This window comes from Streptomyces sp. NPDC001135, from assembly GCF_053598395.1.
In genome coordinates this window covers 359,734-375,496 of the sequence record NZ_JBSFKD010000002.1, presented here as the reverse complement: position 1 = coordinate 375,496, position 15,763 = coordinate 359,734, and the positions used below count along the sequence as shown (strand labels likewise).

The window sequence follows — 15,763 nt, the reverse complement described above, 5'->3', positions numbered from 1 at the left end:
TGCTCACCGCGGACTCCCCCACGCTGCCCCAGCTACACCCTGGAGAGCGGCGTCGACCGCACCACCTGCGCCATCGACCCGGTCAACAACCGGCTCGCGGCCCGCTGCCGCGTGAACGGGGTCTTCCGTTTCCGCCTGTACGACCTCGCCGCCTTCAAGTCGGGCGGCAGGACCACCCTCGCCGGCGTCGCCCAGCCCGCCGACCTGCAGCCCGGTTACACCGACGTCTTCCAGGGGTTCACGAGCTACGGCAGCTGCCTCTACCTGCTGGCCGGCTCCGATTACGGCAGCAACGGCTCGGTGTCACCGGACGGCAACACGTACATCACCACCGTGGACTGGAACACCGGCACGGTCGTGGAGCAGAAGCCCACCAAGGCCGCCTCCTCGCTGCTCTACCGCGAGCCCGAGGGCATGGCCATCCAGATCCCCGACACCGCCAACCCGTCGGCACTGCGGCTGTGCAGCGGCTTCGCGTCGTTCACCTCGGACACCGACCAGAGCAAGCGGGCGAGCATTTACTACAAGGACGCACTGGTCTGATAGGAAGACGTACGGCCACCGGGGTGAGCCTTGCCACACCCCGGTTGACCAGCGACGGACGGTGCGAGGTAAGAACATCCCACTAGTCACGTTGGGGTAGGCTTAAATCAACGTTAACCTCGCACTCCTTGTGCCTTCTCGCCTCCCGTCCCGCGGTCCAGCAGCGGGACGCCGTTGCGTCTGAACCGACAGTCCAGGAGCCCCAAGCATGCCCCTCGCGAATGGAAGCGCTTCGCCGAAAATAAGCGTGGTTGTCCCTGTTTACAAAGTTCAGGGGTATCTGCGCGCATGCTTGGATTCCATCCTCTCCCAGTCCTTCGAGGACTTCGAGATCGTCGCCATAGACGACCACTCCCCCGACTCCTGCGGCCGCATACTCGACGAGTACGCCGCCCTGGACGACCGCGTCGTACCGGTGCACTTCGAGGAGAACCGGGGCATCGGAAAGGCCCGGGACGCCGGTGCGCTGAAGGCCCGCGGCGAGTACATCCTGTTCCTGGACAGCGACGACACCCTCGCCGAGGGCGCTCTGGAGGCGATTGCCGAGCGCCTCGAGGTCACCGACAATCCGGACATCCTGCTGCTCAACCACGTCCGCACCTACTGGACCAACCGCGTCCAGGCGAGCGCGGCCGGCGAGATGCTCGCCGCCGCCGGCACGGACGTCTTCACGGCCCTGGAGCGTCCCGAGTACCTCACCATGTTCGCCGTGGTGTGGAACCGCGCCTACCGCCGTGAGTTCTACGTCGACCGGCACAACTTCACCTTCACCGACGGTATCTACGAAGACGCGCTCATGGTCTACAAGACCATGCTGACCGCGGAGCGCATCGCCGCCACCGACCACGTCTGCGTCGAGTACCGCCAGCGCCGCCAGGGCAACTCCATGCGCACGCCCGGCCGCAAGCACTTCGGCATCTTCGAGCAGTACGCCCGGCTCTTCGAGTTCCTGGACGAGCGCCCCCACCTGGAGCCGGTGCGGGCGCTGCTGTTCGAGCGCGCGGCCAGCCACTACCTGTTCACGCTGGCCCGCGAGGACCGCATCGTCCCCAAGGACCGCGCGGAGTTCTTCAAGCTGTCGGCCGCCAGCTACAGGCGTTACAAGCCGAAGGGCTTCGTCCTGCCGGAGGGCTCGCAGGGCGTCCGGTTCCAGCTGCTGGAGCGCGGTTCCTACACGGCGTACGCGGCGGTGACGGCCGCCGGCAACACCCGCCGCCAGGTGATCAAGCGGGCCACCAAGGTCAAGACGAAGCTCGGCAAGGCGGCCTACAACCGCCTGTACCAGCTGCACCTGCGCCGTCCCGTCGACGAGAACCTCGCGGTCTACGCGGCCTACTGGAACCGCGGCGTCGCCTGCAACCCCGCGGCGATCTACCACAAGGCCAAGGAACTCGCCCCGAACGTCCACGGCGTGTGGATCGTGAAGCGCGACGCGGTGGACACCGTCCCGGCGGGCGTCGACTACGTGGTGGCGAACTCGCCCCGCTACTGGGAGGTCATGGCGCGCGCCAAGTACCTCGTCAACAACGTCAACTTCCCCAACAACTTCGTGAAGCGCCCGGAGCAGGTCCACCTGCAGACGCACCACGGCACCCCCCTCAAGCAGATGGGGATCGACCAGCAGAAGTACCCCGCGGCCGCCAAGGGCATGAGCTTCGCCAAGATGCTGGAGCGGGCCGACAAGTGGGACCTCAGCCTGACCTCCAACCAGCACTCCACGGAGATCTGGGAGCGGGTGTACCCCTGCGCGTTCGAGGCGGTCGAGTACGGCTACCCGCGCAACGACGTCTACTTCCGGGCCACCGCGGACGACGTCCTGCGGATTCGCCGTGAACTCGGCATCGAGGAAGGCAAGACCGCCATCCTCTACTGCCCGACGGTGCGCGACTACCAGAAGGGCTACGTGCCCCGCATCGACCTGGAGCGGTTCTGCCGCGAGCTGGGCCCCGACCACGTCGTCCTCGTGCGCACGCACTACTTCTACGGCGCCGACCCCCGGCTGGAGGCGCTGCAGGAGCGCGGTCTGATCAAGGACGTGTCGAAGTACCCGGTGGTGGAGGACCTCTGCCTGGCCGCCGACGCGCTGATCACGGACTACTCCTCGATCATGTTCGACTACGCCTGCCTCGACCGCCCGATCGTCACCTACGCGGACGACTGGGAGGTCTACCGCAAGGCCCGCGGCGTCTACTTCGACATCCTCTCCGGCGAGCCGGGTGAGACCCCGGGCGCGACCGCGACCACCGAGGACGAGCTGATCGAGGTCTTCCGTTCCGGCGCCTGGAACAGCGACCGGGCCGCCGAGCTGCGGGCCGCGTTCCGCGAGCGGTTCGTGCAGTTCGACGACGGGAACGCGGCGGAGCGCGTGGTGCGCCGCCTGTTCCTCGGCCAGGAGCCCACCCCCGCGGTGCTGCCCCTGGACGAGCGGACTCCGGCGCCCGCGCCGACCGCGTTCGCCCAGGCGCGTATTCCGCTGCAGCCGACCGGCGAGCGTGGCCTCATCGGCGCCTGACGTGCAGAACGAGAGAGACGAGCACCACATGGTTTCCCACCCCACCATCTCCAAGGCTGTCATTCCCGCGGCGGGTCTCGGTACCCGGTTCCTGCCGGCGACCAAGGCCACTCCCAAGGAGATGCTGCCGGTCGTGGACAAGCCGGCGATCCAGTACGTGGTCGAGGAGGCCGTGTCGGCGGGGCTCGACGACGTGCTCATGATCACCGGGCGGAACAAGCGTCCCCTCGAGGACCACTTCGACCGCAACTACGAGCTGGAGTCGGCGCTCGAGAAGAAGGGCGACGCCGAACGGCTCGCGAAGGTGCAGGAGTCCAGCGACCTGGCGACCATGCACTACGTGCGCCAGGGCGACCCCAGGGGCCTGGGCCACGCGGTGCTGTGCGCCGCCCCGCACGTCGGCCACGAGCCCTTCGCGGTCCTCCTGGGCGACGACCTGATCGACCCGCGCGACCCCCTGCTGCAGCGCATGATCGAGGTGCAGCGGCAGCACGGGGGCAGTGTGATCGCCCTCATGGAGGTCGCGCCCGAGCAGGTCCACCTCTACGGCTGCGCGGCCGTGGAGGCGACCGCCGACGGTGACGTCGTGCGGGTCACCGGACTGGTCGAGAAGCCGGACGCGGCGGACGCCCCGTCGAACTACGCGGTCATCGGCCGTTACGTCCTCGACCCGCACATCTTCGACGTCCTGCGCAAGACCGAGCCGGGCCGCGGCGGGGAGATCCAGCTCACCGACGCGCTGCAGCAGCTCGCGACGGACGAGAAGGTGGGCGGCCCGGTGCACGGTGTCGTCTTCAAGGGCCGCCGCTATGACACCGGCGACCGCGGCGACTATCTGCGTGCCATTGTCCGACTCGCGTGCGAACGTGAAGACCTGGGCCCGGGCTTCCGGACCTGGCTCCGCGACTATGTCGGCCAGGAGCTGACGGGCGACGACAGCTGACGCCGGCACCGAGAAGGTGAGAGGGCGGGCCGGAGGAAAACCTCCGGCCCGCCCTCTCTCGTTGCCGCTGCTGCGCGCGGTGGGGTGGAACGGCTCGGGCTAGAACGGCTCGAAGTCGTCGAACTGCCGGCTGGCCTCGTCGCGTTCGGCCTGCCGGTCCCGGCGCCGCTGGGTGGCGGGACGGGCCTCTTCGAAGCGGTGGTCCTCGCCACGGCGCCCGAGCATCTCCGCGCCGGCCGTGACCGACGGCTCCCAGTCGAACACGACCGCGTTCTCCTCGGGGCCGATGGCGACGCCGTCACCGGACCGGGCACCCGCCTTCATCAACTCCTGCTCGACACCGAGGCGGTTGAGCCGGTCGGCGAGATAGCCGACCGCCTCGTCGTTGTTGAAGTCGGTCTGCCGCACCCAGCGTTCGGGCTTCTCGCCGCGCACCCGGAACAGCGGCTCCCCGCCGACCTCCTCGCGGGTGACCGTGAAGCCCGCGTCGTCCACGGCCTTCGGCCGGATGACGATCCGCGTCGCCTCTTCCTTCGGCTTCGCGGCACGTGCCTTGGCGACCAGTTCGCCGAGCCCGTACGACAGCTCCTTCAGCCCGATGTGGGCGACCGCCGACACCTCGAAGACGCGGTAGCCGCGCTCCTCCAGGTCGGGGCGGACCATCTCGGCGAGGTCCTTGCCGTCCGGCACGTCGACCTTGTTCAGGACGACGATCCGGGGCCGGTTGCCGAGCCCGCCGTACTGCCGCAGCTCCTCCTCGATGACATCGAGGTCGGAGACCGGGTCACGGTCGGACTCCAGGGTCGCGGTGTCCAGCACGTGCACCAGCACGCTGCACCGCTCCACGTGCCGCAGGAACTCCAGACCCAGGCCCTTGCCCTGGCTGGCACCGGGGATCAGACCCGGCACGTCGGCGATGGTGTAGACGGTGGAACCGGCGGTGACGACACCGAGGTTCGGCACGAGCGTCGTGAAGGGGTAGTCGGCGATCTTCGGCTTGGCCGCGCTGAGCACGGAGATCAGCGAGGACTTGCCGGCGCTCGGGTAGCCGACCAGCGCCACGTCGGCGACGGTCTTCAGCTCCAGGACGATGTCCTGCACGTCTCCGGGCACGCCGAGCAGCGCGAAGCCGGGTGCCTTGCGGCGGGCGGAGGCCAGCGCCGCGTTGCCGAGGCCGCCACGGCCGCCCTGCGCGGCGATGTACGAGGTCCCGTGGCCGACCAGGTCGGCGAGGACGTTGCCGGCCCGGTCCAGGACGACCGTGCCGTCCGGGACCGGCAGGATCAGGTCCTGGCCGTCCTTCCCGGAGCGGTTGCCGCCCTCGCCGGGCTTGCCGTTGGTGGCCTTGCGGTGCGGCGAGTGGTGGTAGTCGAGCAGCGTGGTGACCGACTGGTCGACGGTCAGGACGACGTCACCGCCACGGCCGCCGTTGCCGCCGTCCGGGCCGCCGAGCGGCTTGAACTTCTCGCGGTGTACGGAGGCACAGCCGTGACCTCCGTTACCCGCGGCGACATGCAGTTCGACGCGGTCCACGAAGGTGGTCATGGTTCAGTGCCTCCAGAAAGTGCGGGTGTGTCTCGTCGTTGACACCAGGGTCAACACGCGAAAGGCGGACCCGCCTTCCCGACCGGGAAGTGAGGTCCGCCTCGCGAAGCGTTCGGTCGGAGCCTGGAATCTCAGACTCCTTGAATCAACCGATTCAGGCGACCGGAACGATGTTCACGACCTTGCGGCCACGGTGGGTACCGAACTCCACCGCACCGGCCTGCAGCGCGAACAGCGTGTCGTCGCCGCCACGGCCGACACCGGCGCCGGGGTGGAAGTGGGTGCCGCGCTGGCGGACCAGGATCTCACCCGCGTTCACGACCTGACCGCCGAAGCGCTTCACGCCGAGCCGCTGGGCGTTGGAGTCGCGACCGTTCCGGGTGGACGATGCGCCCTTCTTGTGTGCCATCTGTTCTCAGTCCCTTACTTCGCAGCCGTGGGGATCTCAGTGACCTTGATCGCCGTGTACTGCTGGCGGTGGCCCTGGCGACGGCGGTAACCGGTCTTGTTCTTGTAGCGCAGAATGTCGATCTTCTGGCCCTTGTGGTGGTCCACGACCTCGGCCTGGACCTTGATGCCGGCCAGCACCCACGGGTCACTGGTCACAGCGTCGCCGTCGACAACGAGCAGGGTCGAGAGCTCGACCGTGTCGCCAACCTTGGCGGTGGAAATCTTGTCAACCTCAACGATGTCGCCGACAGCAACCTTGTGCTGGCGACCACCGCTGCGCACGATGGCGTACACGCGGATCTCTCTTTCGCTCGTTCAGAACCGGCACCCCCGCAGGCCAGCCGCCCAGAAACACCATGGACGACCTCTCCCGGCCAACCCAGTGACCGGGAGGAAGAGGTTTACGGGGATGTGGCGTGCTCAGTGGACACGCCGACGGTCAAGGTTACGGGGCACGGCCGTAGGGGTCAAACTGGGCGTCGGGCTCATGCGGCGACCGCGGTGACGTAGTCCGCGTACGCCTCCTTGATACCCCTCGTCGACAGCTCGAGGTGCTCCAGGACGGTGTACCGGCCGGGCCGGGTCTCCGGGGCGAACTCCACGGCCCGGACGAACTCGTCGTCGCTGAAGCCGATCTCCTCCGCCACCACGGGCAACCCGTGCCGGCGCAGCACGTCGGCCATCAGCCGGGCCCCCTCGTGATCGCCGCGCAGGTGCGTGGCGAAGGCGGCACCGAGGCCCACCTGCTCGCCGTGGCTCGCCGCCCGCCTCGGATACAGCAGGTCGAGTGCGTGACTGATCTCATGGCAGGCGCCCGACGAGGGCCGGGTGTGTCCGGCGATCGACATGGCGACACCCGACAGCACCAGCCCCTCGGACAGCACGGTGAGGAACCCGTCGTCACCGCATCCGCCCGGATGGCGCAGCACGGCCTCGCCCGCCTGGCGGGCCATGGCGGCGGCCAGGCCGTCGAGCTTCTCGCCGTTGACGCGGTGGGACAGTTCCCAGTCCGCGACCGCGGAGATGTTGGACAGGGCGTCGCCGATGCCCGAGCGCACGAAGCGGATCGGGGCCTCCCGTATCACCGTGAGGTCGATGAGGAGGGCGATGGGGGTGGGCACGCCGTACGAGCCGCGGCCGGCGTCGTTGTCCAGGATGGACACGGGCGAGCAGATCCCGTCGTGGGAGAGGTTGGTGGCGACGGCGACCATGGGCAGTCCGATGCGCGCCGCGGAGTACTTCGCGCAGTCGATGACCTTGCCGCCGCCGAGCCCGACGACGGCGTCGTAGTGGCCGGACTTCATCTCGTCGGCCAGCCGGACGGCGTCGTCGAGGGTGCCGCCGCCGACCTCGTACCAGGTGGCGCCGGGCAGCGACGGGGCGATGCGCTCCCGCAGCCTGGCCCCCGAGCCGCCGCTGACGGCCACGGCGAGCCGGCCGGAGTGCGAGACGCGCTCGTCGGCGAGGACACTCGCCAGGTCGTCCAGGGCACCCGGGCGGATGTCCACGACGACCGGCGAGGGGATCAGCCGGGTCAGTACCGGCATGCGATCTCCCGCCCCCGGGCGAGGTCGTCGTGGTTGTCGATCTCGACCCACGGCACGTCGCCGATCGGCGCCACGTCGATCTTGAAGCCCCGGTTCACCAGCTCCTGGTAGCCGTCCTCGTAGTACAGCTGCGGGTCGCGCTCGAACGTGGCCCTCAGGGCGTCGGCCAGTTCCTCGGCGGCGTCGCCCTCGATGAGGGTGACGCCGATGTACTCGCCGGTCGCCTCGGCCGGGTCCATGAGCTTGGTGATCTTCCGAACACCCTTCTCGGGGTCGACGACGACCTTCATCTCCTCGTCCGCCAGGGACTTCACGGTGTCCAGCGCGAGAATGATCCTCTTGCCGTCGCCGCGGGCCGCGAGCAGCGTCTTCTCGACGGAGACCGGGTGCACGGTGTCGCCGTTGGCGAGGATCACGCCGTCCTTGAGGGCGTCCCGGCCGCACCACAGGGAGTAGGCGTTGTTCCACTCCTCGGCCTTGTCGTTGTCGATGAGGGTGAGCTTGAGGCCGTACTTCTGCTCCAGGGCCGCCTTGCGCTCGTAGACGGCCTCCTTGCGGTAGCCGACGATGATCGCGGCCTCGGTCAGACCCACCTCGGCGAAGTTGGCGAGGGTCAGGTCGAGGACGGTGAGGGCGTCCGGTGCGTCCTGTGCCCCGACGGGCACGAGGGCCTTGGGCAGGGTGTCCGTGTAGGGGCGCAGACGCCGTCCGGCACCAGCCGCCAGCACGAGGCCTATCATCGCGGTTCTCTCCTTTGTTTCCCATGTGCACCGGCTGTTTCCCCTGTGCACCGGCGTCGCGGCGGAGGTCTCGTCGCCACGACGCCGTCAGACCGGGTCCGGGGCACGGTGGCCCGGCCCGGCAAACGAGTGTGGTCCTGTCCGCACGGGGACAGGACCACACCGTGTCACGGCAGCGGATCAGCTGTCGTCGGCGGAGGACGACACCGTCTGCGGGCCCGCCGCGGTCTTCTTCGCCGTCGACTTCGCGGCGGCCGTCTTGGCGGTCTTCGCCGCCTTCTTGGCCGTCGTCTTCTTGGCCACCGTCTTCTTGGCCGCGGTCTTCTTGGCCACCGTCTTCTTGGCGGCAGCCTTCTTCGCCGTGGCCTTCTTGGCGGTCTTGCGGGCCGCCTTCTTGGCCGGAGCGGCCTCCTCGGCCGGCTCCTCGGCGACCGGGGCCTCCTCCGCCGCGGCCGACGGGACGACCACGACGGCCGCCTCCTCGGACGTGGCCGGCGCGCTGGCGACGCGCACGGCACGGCGGCGCGGGCGGGCCGGGGCGGCGCTCTCGGCGGGCGCCTCCTCGGCCGGCGCCGCGGCCTCGGGCTCGGGCTCGGGCTGTGCCACCGGGGCCTCGGCCGCGGGCGCGGTCTCCGGCACCGTCACCACGGCCGCCTCGGCACCCGCGGGGGAACCGGCCGGCGCCGACACCTTCCGGGTCGCACGACGGCGCGTACGGCCCTTGGGCGCGGCCTCCTCGACGGCCTCGGCCTGCGGTGCCGCAACCACCTGGTCCTCGACGGCGGCGGGCTCGGCCAGGGCCTCGGCGGCCGGCTCCGGACGCACGGGGCGCGTCGCCGCCTCCTCGGCGGTGACCTCCTGCGCGGTCGGCGCCTCGACCGTCGGGGCTTCCGCCTCAGCGGCCTCAGCCTGCGGAGCCTTCTCACGAGGAGCCTTCGCGGCCCGCTCCGCCTTCGGGGCGCCCGCCGGAGCCGAGGCCCGGCGGCTCGCCCGGCGCCGCGTACGGCCACGGGTGGCCGCCGCCTCCGCCTCGGCGACGCTGCTGTACAGCTCCTCGTCCGGCGCGAAGTCCGGGGCCGGGAGGGCGACCGGCTCGGCGACCTCGGCGGCCACCTCGACGGCCGTCTCGATCTCCGGCTCCACGGCCTCACCGGTCTCCACGGCCACGGCGGCGGTCTCGTGCACGTGCTCGTGCACGTCACCGCCCCGCCCGCGCTTCTTGCGCTTGCCGCCGCCACCGCCGGCGGCGGTCGGCTGCTCCATGTGCACGATGACCCCGCGGCCGTTGCAGTGGACACAGGTCTCGGAGAAGGACTCCAGCAGGCCCTGGCCCACCCGCTTACGGGTCATCTGCACCAGGCCCAGCGAGGTCACCTCGGCCACCTGGTGCTTCGTACGGTCACGGCCCAGGCACTCCAGCAGGCGGCGCAGCACCAGGTCGCGGTTGGACTCCAGGACCATGTCGATGAAGTCGATGACGATGATGCCGCCGAGGTCGCGCAGCCGCAGCTGGCGCACGATCTCCTCGGCCGCCTCCAGGTTGTTCCTGGTGACCGTCTCCTCCAGGTTGCCGCCCTGGCCGGTGAACTTGCCGGTGTTGACGTCGACGACGACCATCGCCTCGGTCCGGTCGATCACCAGCGAACCGCCGCTGGGCAGCCAGACCTTGCGGTCCAGCGCCTTGGCGAGCTGCTCGTCGATCCGGTAGGTGGCGAAGACGTCGACCTCGGAGGTCCACTTCGACAGGCGGCCGGCGAGGTCCGGGGCCACGTGCGAGACGTACCCGTGGATCGTCTCCCAGGCGTCGTCACCGCTGACGACGACCTTGGAGAAGTCCTCGTTGAAGATGTCGCGGACGACCCGGACGGTCATGTCCGGCTCGCCGTACAGCAGCGACGGGGCGTTGCCGTTCTTCGACTTCTTCTGGATGTCCTCCCACTGCGCCTGCAGCCGCTCGACGTCCCGGCGCAGCTCCTCCTCGCTCGCGCCCTCGGCGGCGGTGCGCACGATCACGCCCGCGTCCTCGGGGACGATCTTCTTGAGGATGGTCTTCAGCCGGGCCCGCTCGGTGTCGGGCAGCTTGCGGCTGATGCCGGTCATCGAGCCCTCGGGGACGTACACGAGGTAGCGGCCCGGCAGGGAGACCTGGCTGGTCAGACGCGCGCCCTTGTGCCCGATCGGGTCCTTCGTCACCTGGACGAGGACCGACTGGCCGGACTTCAGGGCGGATTCGATGCGGCGCGGGCCGTTGGCCATGCCCAGCGCCTCGAAGTTGACCTCGCCGGCGTACAGGACGGCGTTGCGGCCCTTGCCGATGTCGATGAAGGCGGCCTCCATCGACGGCAGCACGTTCTGGACCTTGCCCAGGTAGACGTTGCCGACGTACGAGGTCGACTGCTCCTTGTTGACGTAGTGCTCGACGAGCACGCCGTCCTCCAGGACGCCGATCTGCGTGCGCTCGCCGTGCTGGCGCACGACCATCACGCGCTCGACGGCCTCGCGGCGGGCCAGGAACTCGGCCTCGGTGATGATCGGAACGCGCCGGCGGCCCTGCTCGCGGCCCTCACGGCGGCGCTGCTTCTTGGCCTCCAGACGGGTCGAGCCCTTGATGGACTGCACCTCGTCGGACGGCTCGCTGGCCTTGCGCGGCTCGCGGACCTTGACGACCGTGCGCTCCGGGTCGCCCTCATCGGGCTCGGTGTCGACGGCGGTGTCACCGGCCCGACGACGACGCCGACGGCGGCGCCGGCTGCCGGCGCTGGAGGACGCGGCCTCGTCGTGGGCCTCCTCGGCGTCCTCTTCCTCCTGCTCGGCGGTGTCCTCGGCGTCCTGCGCGGCCTGCTCGGCGGCCAGTTCCTCGGCGTCCGCGCCCTCGCCGTCGGCGGCGTCCCCGCGACGGCGGCGACGGCCGCCACGACGGCGACGGCGACGCGAGCCGGCCTCCTCGAAGCCCTCGGCGCCCTCCGTGTCCTCGGCCTCGTCGGCTTCCTCGGCCTCTTCGCCCTCGGCGAGGTCCTCGACGGACTCCTCGGCCTGCTCCGGCTCCTGGGGCTCCTCGGCCTGGGCGGTCTCCTCGGCGCCGGCGGCGCCCCGGCGGCGACGGCGGCGACGCGAGCCGGCCTCGGCGCGCTCCTCCACCCGCTCCTCCGCCTGCTCCTCGGGCTCCTCCGCCTCGGCGGCCTCCGCGGCGGCCTCGGCTGCGGCACGCTCCGGGGTCTGGAACTTCGGCTCGGCGAACACCGGCGCCTGGAAGACGGCGACGGCGGGACGGGCGGGACGGCGCGGGGCGCCACCCTCGGCGTCCTCGGTCTCGGCGGCCGGCGCGGGCCGCGCGGGCTCGGAGAACCCGAACACGGGGCGCACGGCCCGACGCCGGGCACGACGCGGAGCGGCTTCCTCGGCGGGGGCGGGCTCGGTGGCGGGCGGAGTGACGGGGGCCTCCGAGGTGTGCGTCCCGGCGGCGGCGGACGCGGTCTCGGCGGCGGTCTTCTCGGCCTCGGCCTCAACGACCGGAGCGGCGGCGGCCTCGGCGGGCGCAGACACGCGGCGCGTGGCCCGACGCCGGGTCCGGCGCGGGGCGGCCTCCTCGGCGGCAGCGGCCACCTCGGCGACAGCGGCCACCTCGGCGACAGCGGCCACCTCGGCGACAGCGGGGGCCTCGGCAGCGGGAGCCTCGGCAGCGGGAGCCTCGGCAGCGGGGGCGGCCTCGGCGGCGGGGGCGGCCGGAGCTGCCTCAGCGGCGGCCGTCGGTGCCCCGGCGGGCGCGGACGCGCGCCGGGTGGCACGACGGCGGGTACGGCCGGCGGGCGCGCCCTCGGCAGGGGCCGGAGTCTCGGCGGCTGCAGGCTCCTCCTGGGCCTTCCCGGCCTCGGCGACAGCGGTCGTCTCCGCGGCGGCGGTGGCCGGCACGACGGTCTCGACGGCCTCCGCGGCCACCGGCGCCCCGGCCGGCGCGGACGCACGGCGCGTGGCCCGACGGCGCGGACGGCCGGCGGGAGCGGTCTCGGCGGGAGCGGCAGCCTCGACGGGGGTCGTGGGCTCGGCCGGGGTCGTGGGCTCGGCGGCCTCCTCCGGCACACCGGTGGCACCGGTGACACCGGTCGGCGTGGACACGCTGCGCGTGGCACGGCGGCGGGCGCGGCGCGGGGCGGCCTCCTCGCCGACGACGACCTCGCCGCCCTCGGCGACGGCGGCGGGCTTCTCCGTCTCGGCGGCGGGCGTGACCGGTACGACGGTCTCGACGGCCTCGGCGGTCGACGGCGCCCCCGCCGGCGCGGACGCGCGGCGCGTGGCCCGACGGCGCGGGCGGCCGGGCTCTGTGGTCTCGGGGCTCTCCACGGCGGCCTCCACAGCCTCAACGGCCTCTTCGGCCTCGATCGCCTCAAGGGCCTCTTCGGCCTCGGGGGCGGCTACAGCCTCTTCGGTGCCCTGCGTCGCAGCGGCCTCGGTGATCTCGTCGGAGTCCGCGGCCGGTATGGCCGGCACCGTCACCTCGGCGGTTGCCTCCGCGCCGGCCGGAGGCCCGGCCGGGCGGGATGCGGCACGGCGACGCCTGCGCGGCGGCAGGGTGTCGCTGGGAGTGTTCAGTTCGGAACCCTCATGGGGTTCGGTCGGCTCGAGCATGCGGGCGTTTCTCCCGTCAGGCTCCCGGGCGCCGCGCCTGGTCCGGCGCCGGTCTCGAGGGACCGACCGCCGTTGACGTCCGCGGCCCGCGTGATCCGCGATGGCCGCCGTCCGGGGCGCGGGCGCCGCACGGGAGCACTCTGTGTCCTGTCTCGCCGGTTCCGTACGCCTTGTCGGTACGGCCTGGCGAAAGTCTTCTGGTCGGTGCGCTGCCCGACCCAGGTGGCTCCCGAGTACGAGGGCGGCGCTACGACGTCCGTCCCTACGCGGGACCTTCCGGCGTCGGCGCCGTCGCGGCGGCAGCCGGCTGGGCCGTCAGGGCCTCGGCTGCCTCGCGGTCGGGCGCGAGCGGGTCGGTCACCGTGCCGGTCTCTTCATCGAACAGCCCCTGCGCCAGCCTGGTCACCGCTGCGGGGACCGGCGGCGCCAGGTCGGCCACGGCGCGGAGACCGGACAGGACGTCGTCGGGTCGTACGGCAGGCGTCACGTGCCGAACAACCAGCCGCAGTATCGCACAGGGCTGGTCGGTCGGCCTATCAGCCGGTGAACCGTGCGTTTCCAGGCTCACCACGGCAGGGCGGGCGTCGAAGGTCCGGACGCCGTTCTTGGTCATCCGCTGCACCTCGACGGTCCCGGCCTCCTGGAAGGCCAGGGCCGCGCGCTCGGCGTCGGCCGGGTCGACGCCGTCCAGCCGCAGCTCCCAGACGGAGGCCGTGAGCCGGTCGGCGAGACCCGAGGTCCGCGCCTCGACCGCGTCGACGACGTCGAGCCCGGCGGGCAGCGACTCGTCGAGGAGGACGCGCAGCGTCTCCGGGTCGCGCGGTGCGGTGAGCGCGATCTCCAGGTACTCCGCCTCACTGCCCGTGCCGGTGGGTGCGGCATTGGCGTACGACACCTTCGGATGCGGCGTGAACCCGGCCGAGTACGCCATGGGCACCTCGGCACGGCGCAGCGCCCGCTCGAAAGCGCGCTGGAAGTCTCGGTGGCTGGTGAACCTCAGGCGGCCGCGCTTGGTGTAGCGCAGTCGGATGCGCTGCACCGCGGGTGCGGGCGGCGGGCCTTCGGGCTGTCGCTTGCCCAGTGTCCTAGTCCTTCGTGAGTGCGGTTGTACTGCCACCAAGAGTACGTGTCGCGGACCCCTGGGGTTCCCGCCGGTCCACGGCGGCCGGCTGCCGGGGCTCTCCGAACAGCATCCGCCGGACGTCCGCCCGGGCCTGCCGTACCGTCTCGCGGGCGCCGGTCAGCGCCTCGCGCACGGCCCGGCCCACCACGCGCGCGCCCTCGGCGACGGGCCGCAGGACCGCGTCCCGGACGACATGGCCGACCGGGGTCAGGACGGTCCGGTAGACCCAGCGCACCGGCTCCACGAAGATCCACCGGAAGAGGGTCCCGAGCGCCCGGCCGACGGCCCGGGAGATGCGTCCGGCGATCCGCCAGGCGTGCCCGAGGGCGTCCCCGGCCTCCCGCGCCACGAGGGCGAGGAACCGGCCGACGGGCGCGAGGACCCAGCGCCACAGCGCGAGGGCGGGCAGGACGAGGAGGACGCGCAGGGTCCAGTACAGGGCGACGCCGACGCCGGTGGCGATCACGCCCAGCAGCCACCCCAGCCCGCGCACGCACCAGGCGACGGCACGTCCGACGGGCGCGAGGATCCACGCGTACACCCACCGCGCGGGCACGACGAGCAGATACCGCACCAGACAGGCGACGGCCGTGTACACGCCGGTGCCCACCGCGGCGAGCACGGCGCCGACGCCCCTCAGCAGCCAGGCGACCGCGTGCCCGACCGGGCTGAGCACGCGCGCGTACACCCAGGCGAGCCCGGCGCCCACCCCGCGCACCAGCCACGCGACGGCGTGCCCGACGGGCGTGAGCACGTACCGGTACACCCCCACGGCCGGTACGACGACGAGGACGGCGCCCAGCCACGCGAGCGCGTTGCCGACGGGGACCAGGGCATAGCGCCACAGACCCACGAACGGCCAGACGAACAGGGCCTTCGTGGCCCACAGCAGCGCCCGGCCGATCGGCCTGCACACGGTGTCCCGCAGAAACCTTCCGGTGACGACGAGGGCGTCCCACGCCATCCGCACCGGCACCACCAGCACCAGGACGAGAATCCGCAGGGGGACGCGGATCGCGACGGTGAGGCACCCTTCCGGCTGCCGGGGCTGGGGAGGCGGCTTGTACGGTTCCATACCGGGGTAGACGTCCGGCCCGCCCGTTCGGATCCGGCCAGGGGGTTTTGCCCTAGGTCGCACGCGCCTTGTACGACTCGGGATAGCGCTCGGTGCACTTCACGGCCAGCACCAGCAGCGCGATCGGGACGACCCAGTTGAACCAGTCGTCCTGGGCGGGGAAGCGGACGGCCAGCCAGGTCGAGAGCGCCATGAGGGCGAAGGCCGCGCCCCACAGTGCCGTCAGCACTCTGTTGATGTGCTTGAACACGGGCGAGTCCCACACCGCGGGCGGTGTGCGCTCCCGGGCGTACTGCGCGGTGAAGGGGTCGGCGAGCAGCGATCCGAGCGCGACGACGGCCACCAGTCCGTTCGAGATGACCTGGGCGTACGTCTCCACCCAGAGCAGCTGTCCGCGGTCCAGGGCCAACCCGAGCACCGACAGGACGGCGAAGAACACGATGCCGGTCATGTCGAGGATGCGGAGTCTGCCGGCCAGCATGTCCTGGCCCGACAGGACGATCGAGGCGACCAGTGCGGCGAAAGCCGCGTACTTCCAGGTACTGGGGCTGGCGACCACGCCGAAGACGATCCACGGGGCGAACGAGAGGAAGACGTCGCCCGTGCCGACGGGCTTCCTGGCCGGGGCCTTCGTCGCCGTCTGCTGCACCATGGGAGATCCT

12 protein-coding genes are annotated in these 15,763 nt (G+C 71.7%); 3 read left to right on the top strand and 9 right to left on the bottom strand.

The window, feature by feature from the left end; all coding sequences use genetic code 11:
• The first annotated feature begins 111 nt into the window (after positions 1-111).
• The 3 genes from ACWC94_RS04690 to galU all read left to right on the top strand — a co-directional run bounded on the left by ACWC94_RS04690 (position 112) and on the right by galU (position 3,998).
• Entirely contained in the window at positions 112-543 is a 432-nt protein-coding gene (locus tag ACWC94_RS04690; RefSeq protein WP_450795033.1) for a teichoic acid biosynthesis protein C, read from the top strand.
• A 208-nt stretch (positions 544-751) separates the two neighbouring features.
• A complete protein-coding gene (locus tag ACWC94_RS04685) occupies positions 752-3,055 on the top strand; it encodes a bifunctional glycosyltransferase/CDP-glycerol:glycerophosphate glycerophosphotransferase (protein ID WP_450794913.1) in 2,304 nt (767 codons plus the stop codon).
• Between the two features lie 28 nt (positions 3,056-3,083).
• Entirely contained in the window at positions 3,084-3,998 is a 915-nt protein-coding gene (gene galU, locus ACWC94_RS04680; protein ID WP_450795021.1) for a UTP--glucose-1-phosphate uridylyltransferase GalU, read from the top strand.
• Between the two features lie 99 nt (positions 3,999-4,097).
• On the opposite strand, the gene obgE is transcribed toward galU, so the two are convergent.
• The 9 genes from obgE to ACWC94_RS04635 form a co-directional block, all read right to left on the bottom strand.
• Positions 4,098-5,543: a GTPase ObgE gene (gene obgE, locus ACWC94_RS04675; protein ID WP_450794912.1), complete on the bottom strand. Its 1,446-nt coding sequence runs from the start codon at positions 5,541-5,543 to the stop codon at positions 4,098-4,100.
• A 154-nt stretch (positions 5,544-5,697) separates the two neighbouring features.
• Positions 5,698-5,952 (bottom strand): 50S ribosomal protein L27, encoded by a 255-nt coding sequence (rpmA, locus tag ACWC94_RS04670; protein WP_023550764.1) that lies wholly within the window; start codon positions 5,950-5,952, stop codon positions 5,698-5,700.
• Between the two features lie 14 nt (positions 5,953-5,966).
• Positions 5,967-6,287, bottom strand: a complete 321-nt coding sequence (rplU, locus tag ACWC94_RS04665; RefSeq protein ID WP_003990208.1) for a 50S ribosomal protein L21 — start codon at positions 6,285-6,287, stop codon at positions 5,967-5,969.
• A gap of 191 nt (positions 6,288-6,478) precedes the next feature.
• The gene (locus tag ACWC94_RS04660; protein WP_450794911.1) at positions 6,479-7,540 is read right to left on the bottom strand and encodes an iron-containing alcohol dehydrogenase family protein; all 1,062 of its coding nucleotides are present in this window, start codon (positions 7,538-7,540) and stop codon (positions 6,479-6,481) included.
• Positions 7,528-8,280, bottom strand: coding sequence for a phosphocholine cytidylyltransferase family protein (locus ACWC94_RS04655; RefSeq protein ID WP_450794910.1), 753 nt, complete (start codon positions 8,278-8,280; stop codon positions 7,528-7,530). The genes ACWC94_RS04660 and ACWC94_RS04655 overlap by 13 nt, the downstream gene beginning before the upstream one ends.
• A 180-nt stretch (positions 8,281-8,460) precedes the next feature.
• Positions 8,461-12,903: an Rne/Rng family ribonuclease gene (locus ACWC94_RS04650; RefSeq protein WP_450794909.1), complete on the bottom strand. Its 4,443-nt coding sequence runs from the start codon at positions 12,901-12,903 to the stop codon at positions 8,461-8,463.
• Positions 12,904-13,165: 262 nt separating this feature from the next.
• The gene (locus ACWC94_RS04645) at positions 13,166-13,942 is read right to left on the bottom strand and encodes a TIGR03936 family radical SAM-associated protein (RefSeq protein WP_450794908.1); all 777 of its coding nucleotides are present in this window, start codon (positions 13,940-13,942) and stop codon (positions 13,166-13,168) included.
• 46 nt (positions 13,943-13,988) lie between these two features.
• The gene (locus ACWC94_RS04640; protein ID WP_450794907.1) at positions 13,989-15,101 is read right to left on the bottom strand and encodes a hypothetical protein; all 1,113 of its coding nucleotides are present in this window, start codon (positions 15,099-15,101) and stop codon (positions 13,989-13,991) included.
• A gap of 52 nt (positions 15,102-15,153) precedes the next feature.
• On the bottom strand, positions 15,154-15,753 hold the full coding sequence (locus ACWC94_RS04635) for a hypothetical protein (protein WP_450794906.1): 600 nt from the start codon (positions 15,751-15,753) through the stop codon (positions 15,154-15,156).
• Positions 15,754-15,763: the final 10 nt, after the last annotated feature.

Coding starts and splice junctions, on each gene's coding strand:
- ACWC94_RS04685 (WP_450794913.1), top strand. CDS start 752: ATGCCCCTCGCGAATGGAAGCGCTTCGCCGAAAATAAGCGTGGTTGTC.
- galU (WP_450795021.1), top strand. CDS start 3,084: ATGGTTTCCCACCCCACCATCTCCAAGGCTGTCATTCCCGCGGCGGGT.
- obgE (WP_450794912.1), bottom strand. CDS start 5,543: ATGACCACCTTCGTGGACCGCGTCGAACTGCATGTCGCCGCGGGTAAC.
- rpmA (WP_023550764.1), bottom strand. CDS start 5,952: ATGGCACACAAGAAGGGCGCATCGTCCACCCGGAACGGTCGCGACTCC.
- ACWC94_RS04660 (WP_450794911.1), bottom strand. CDS start 7,540: ATGCCGGTACTGACCCGGCTGATCCCCTCGCCGGTCGTCGTGGACATC.
- ACWC94_RS04655 (WP_450794910.1), bottom strand. CDS start 8,280: ATGATAGGCCTCGTGCTGGCGGCTGGTGCCGGACGGCGTCTGCGCCCC.
- ACWC94_RS04650 (WP_450794909.1), bottom strand. CDS start 12,903: ATGCTCGAGCCGACCGAACCCCATGAGGGTTCCGAACTGAACACTCCC.
- ACWC94_RS04640 (WP_450794907.1), bottom strand. CDS start 15,101: ATGGAACCGTACAAGCCGCCTCCCCAGCCCCGGCAGCCGGAAGGGTGC.
- ACWC94_RS04635 (WP_450794906.1), bottom strand. CDS start 15,753: ATGGTGCAGCAGACGGCGACGAAGGCCCCGGCCAGGAAGCCCGTCGGC.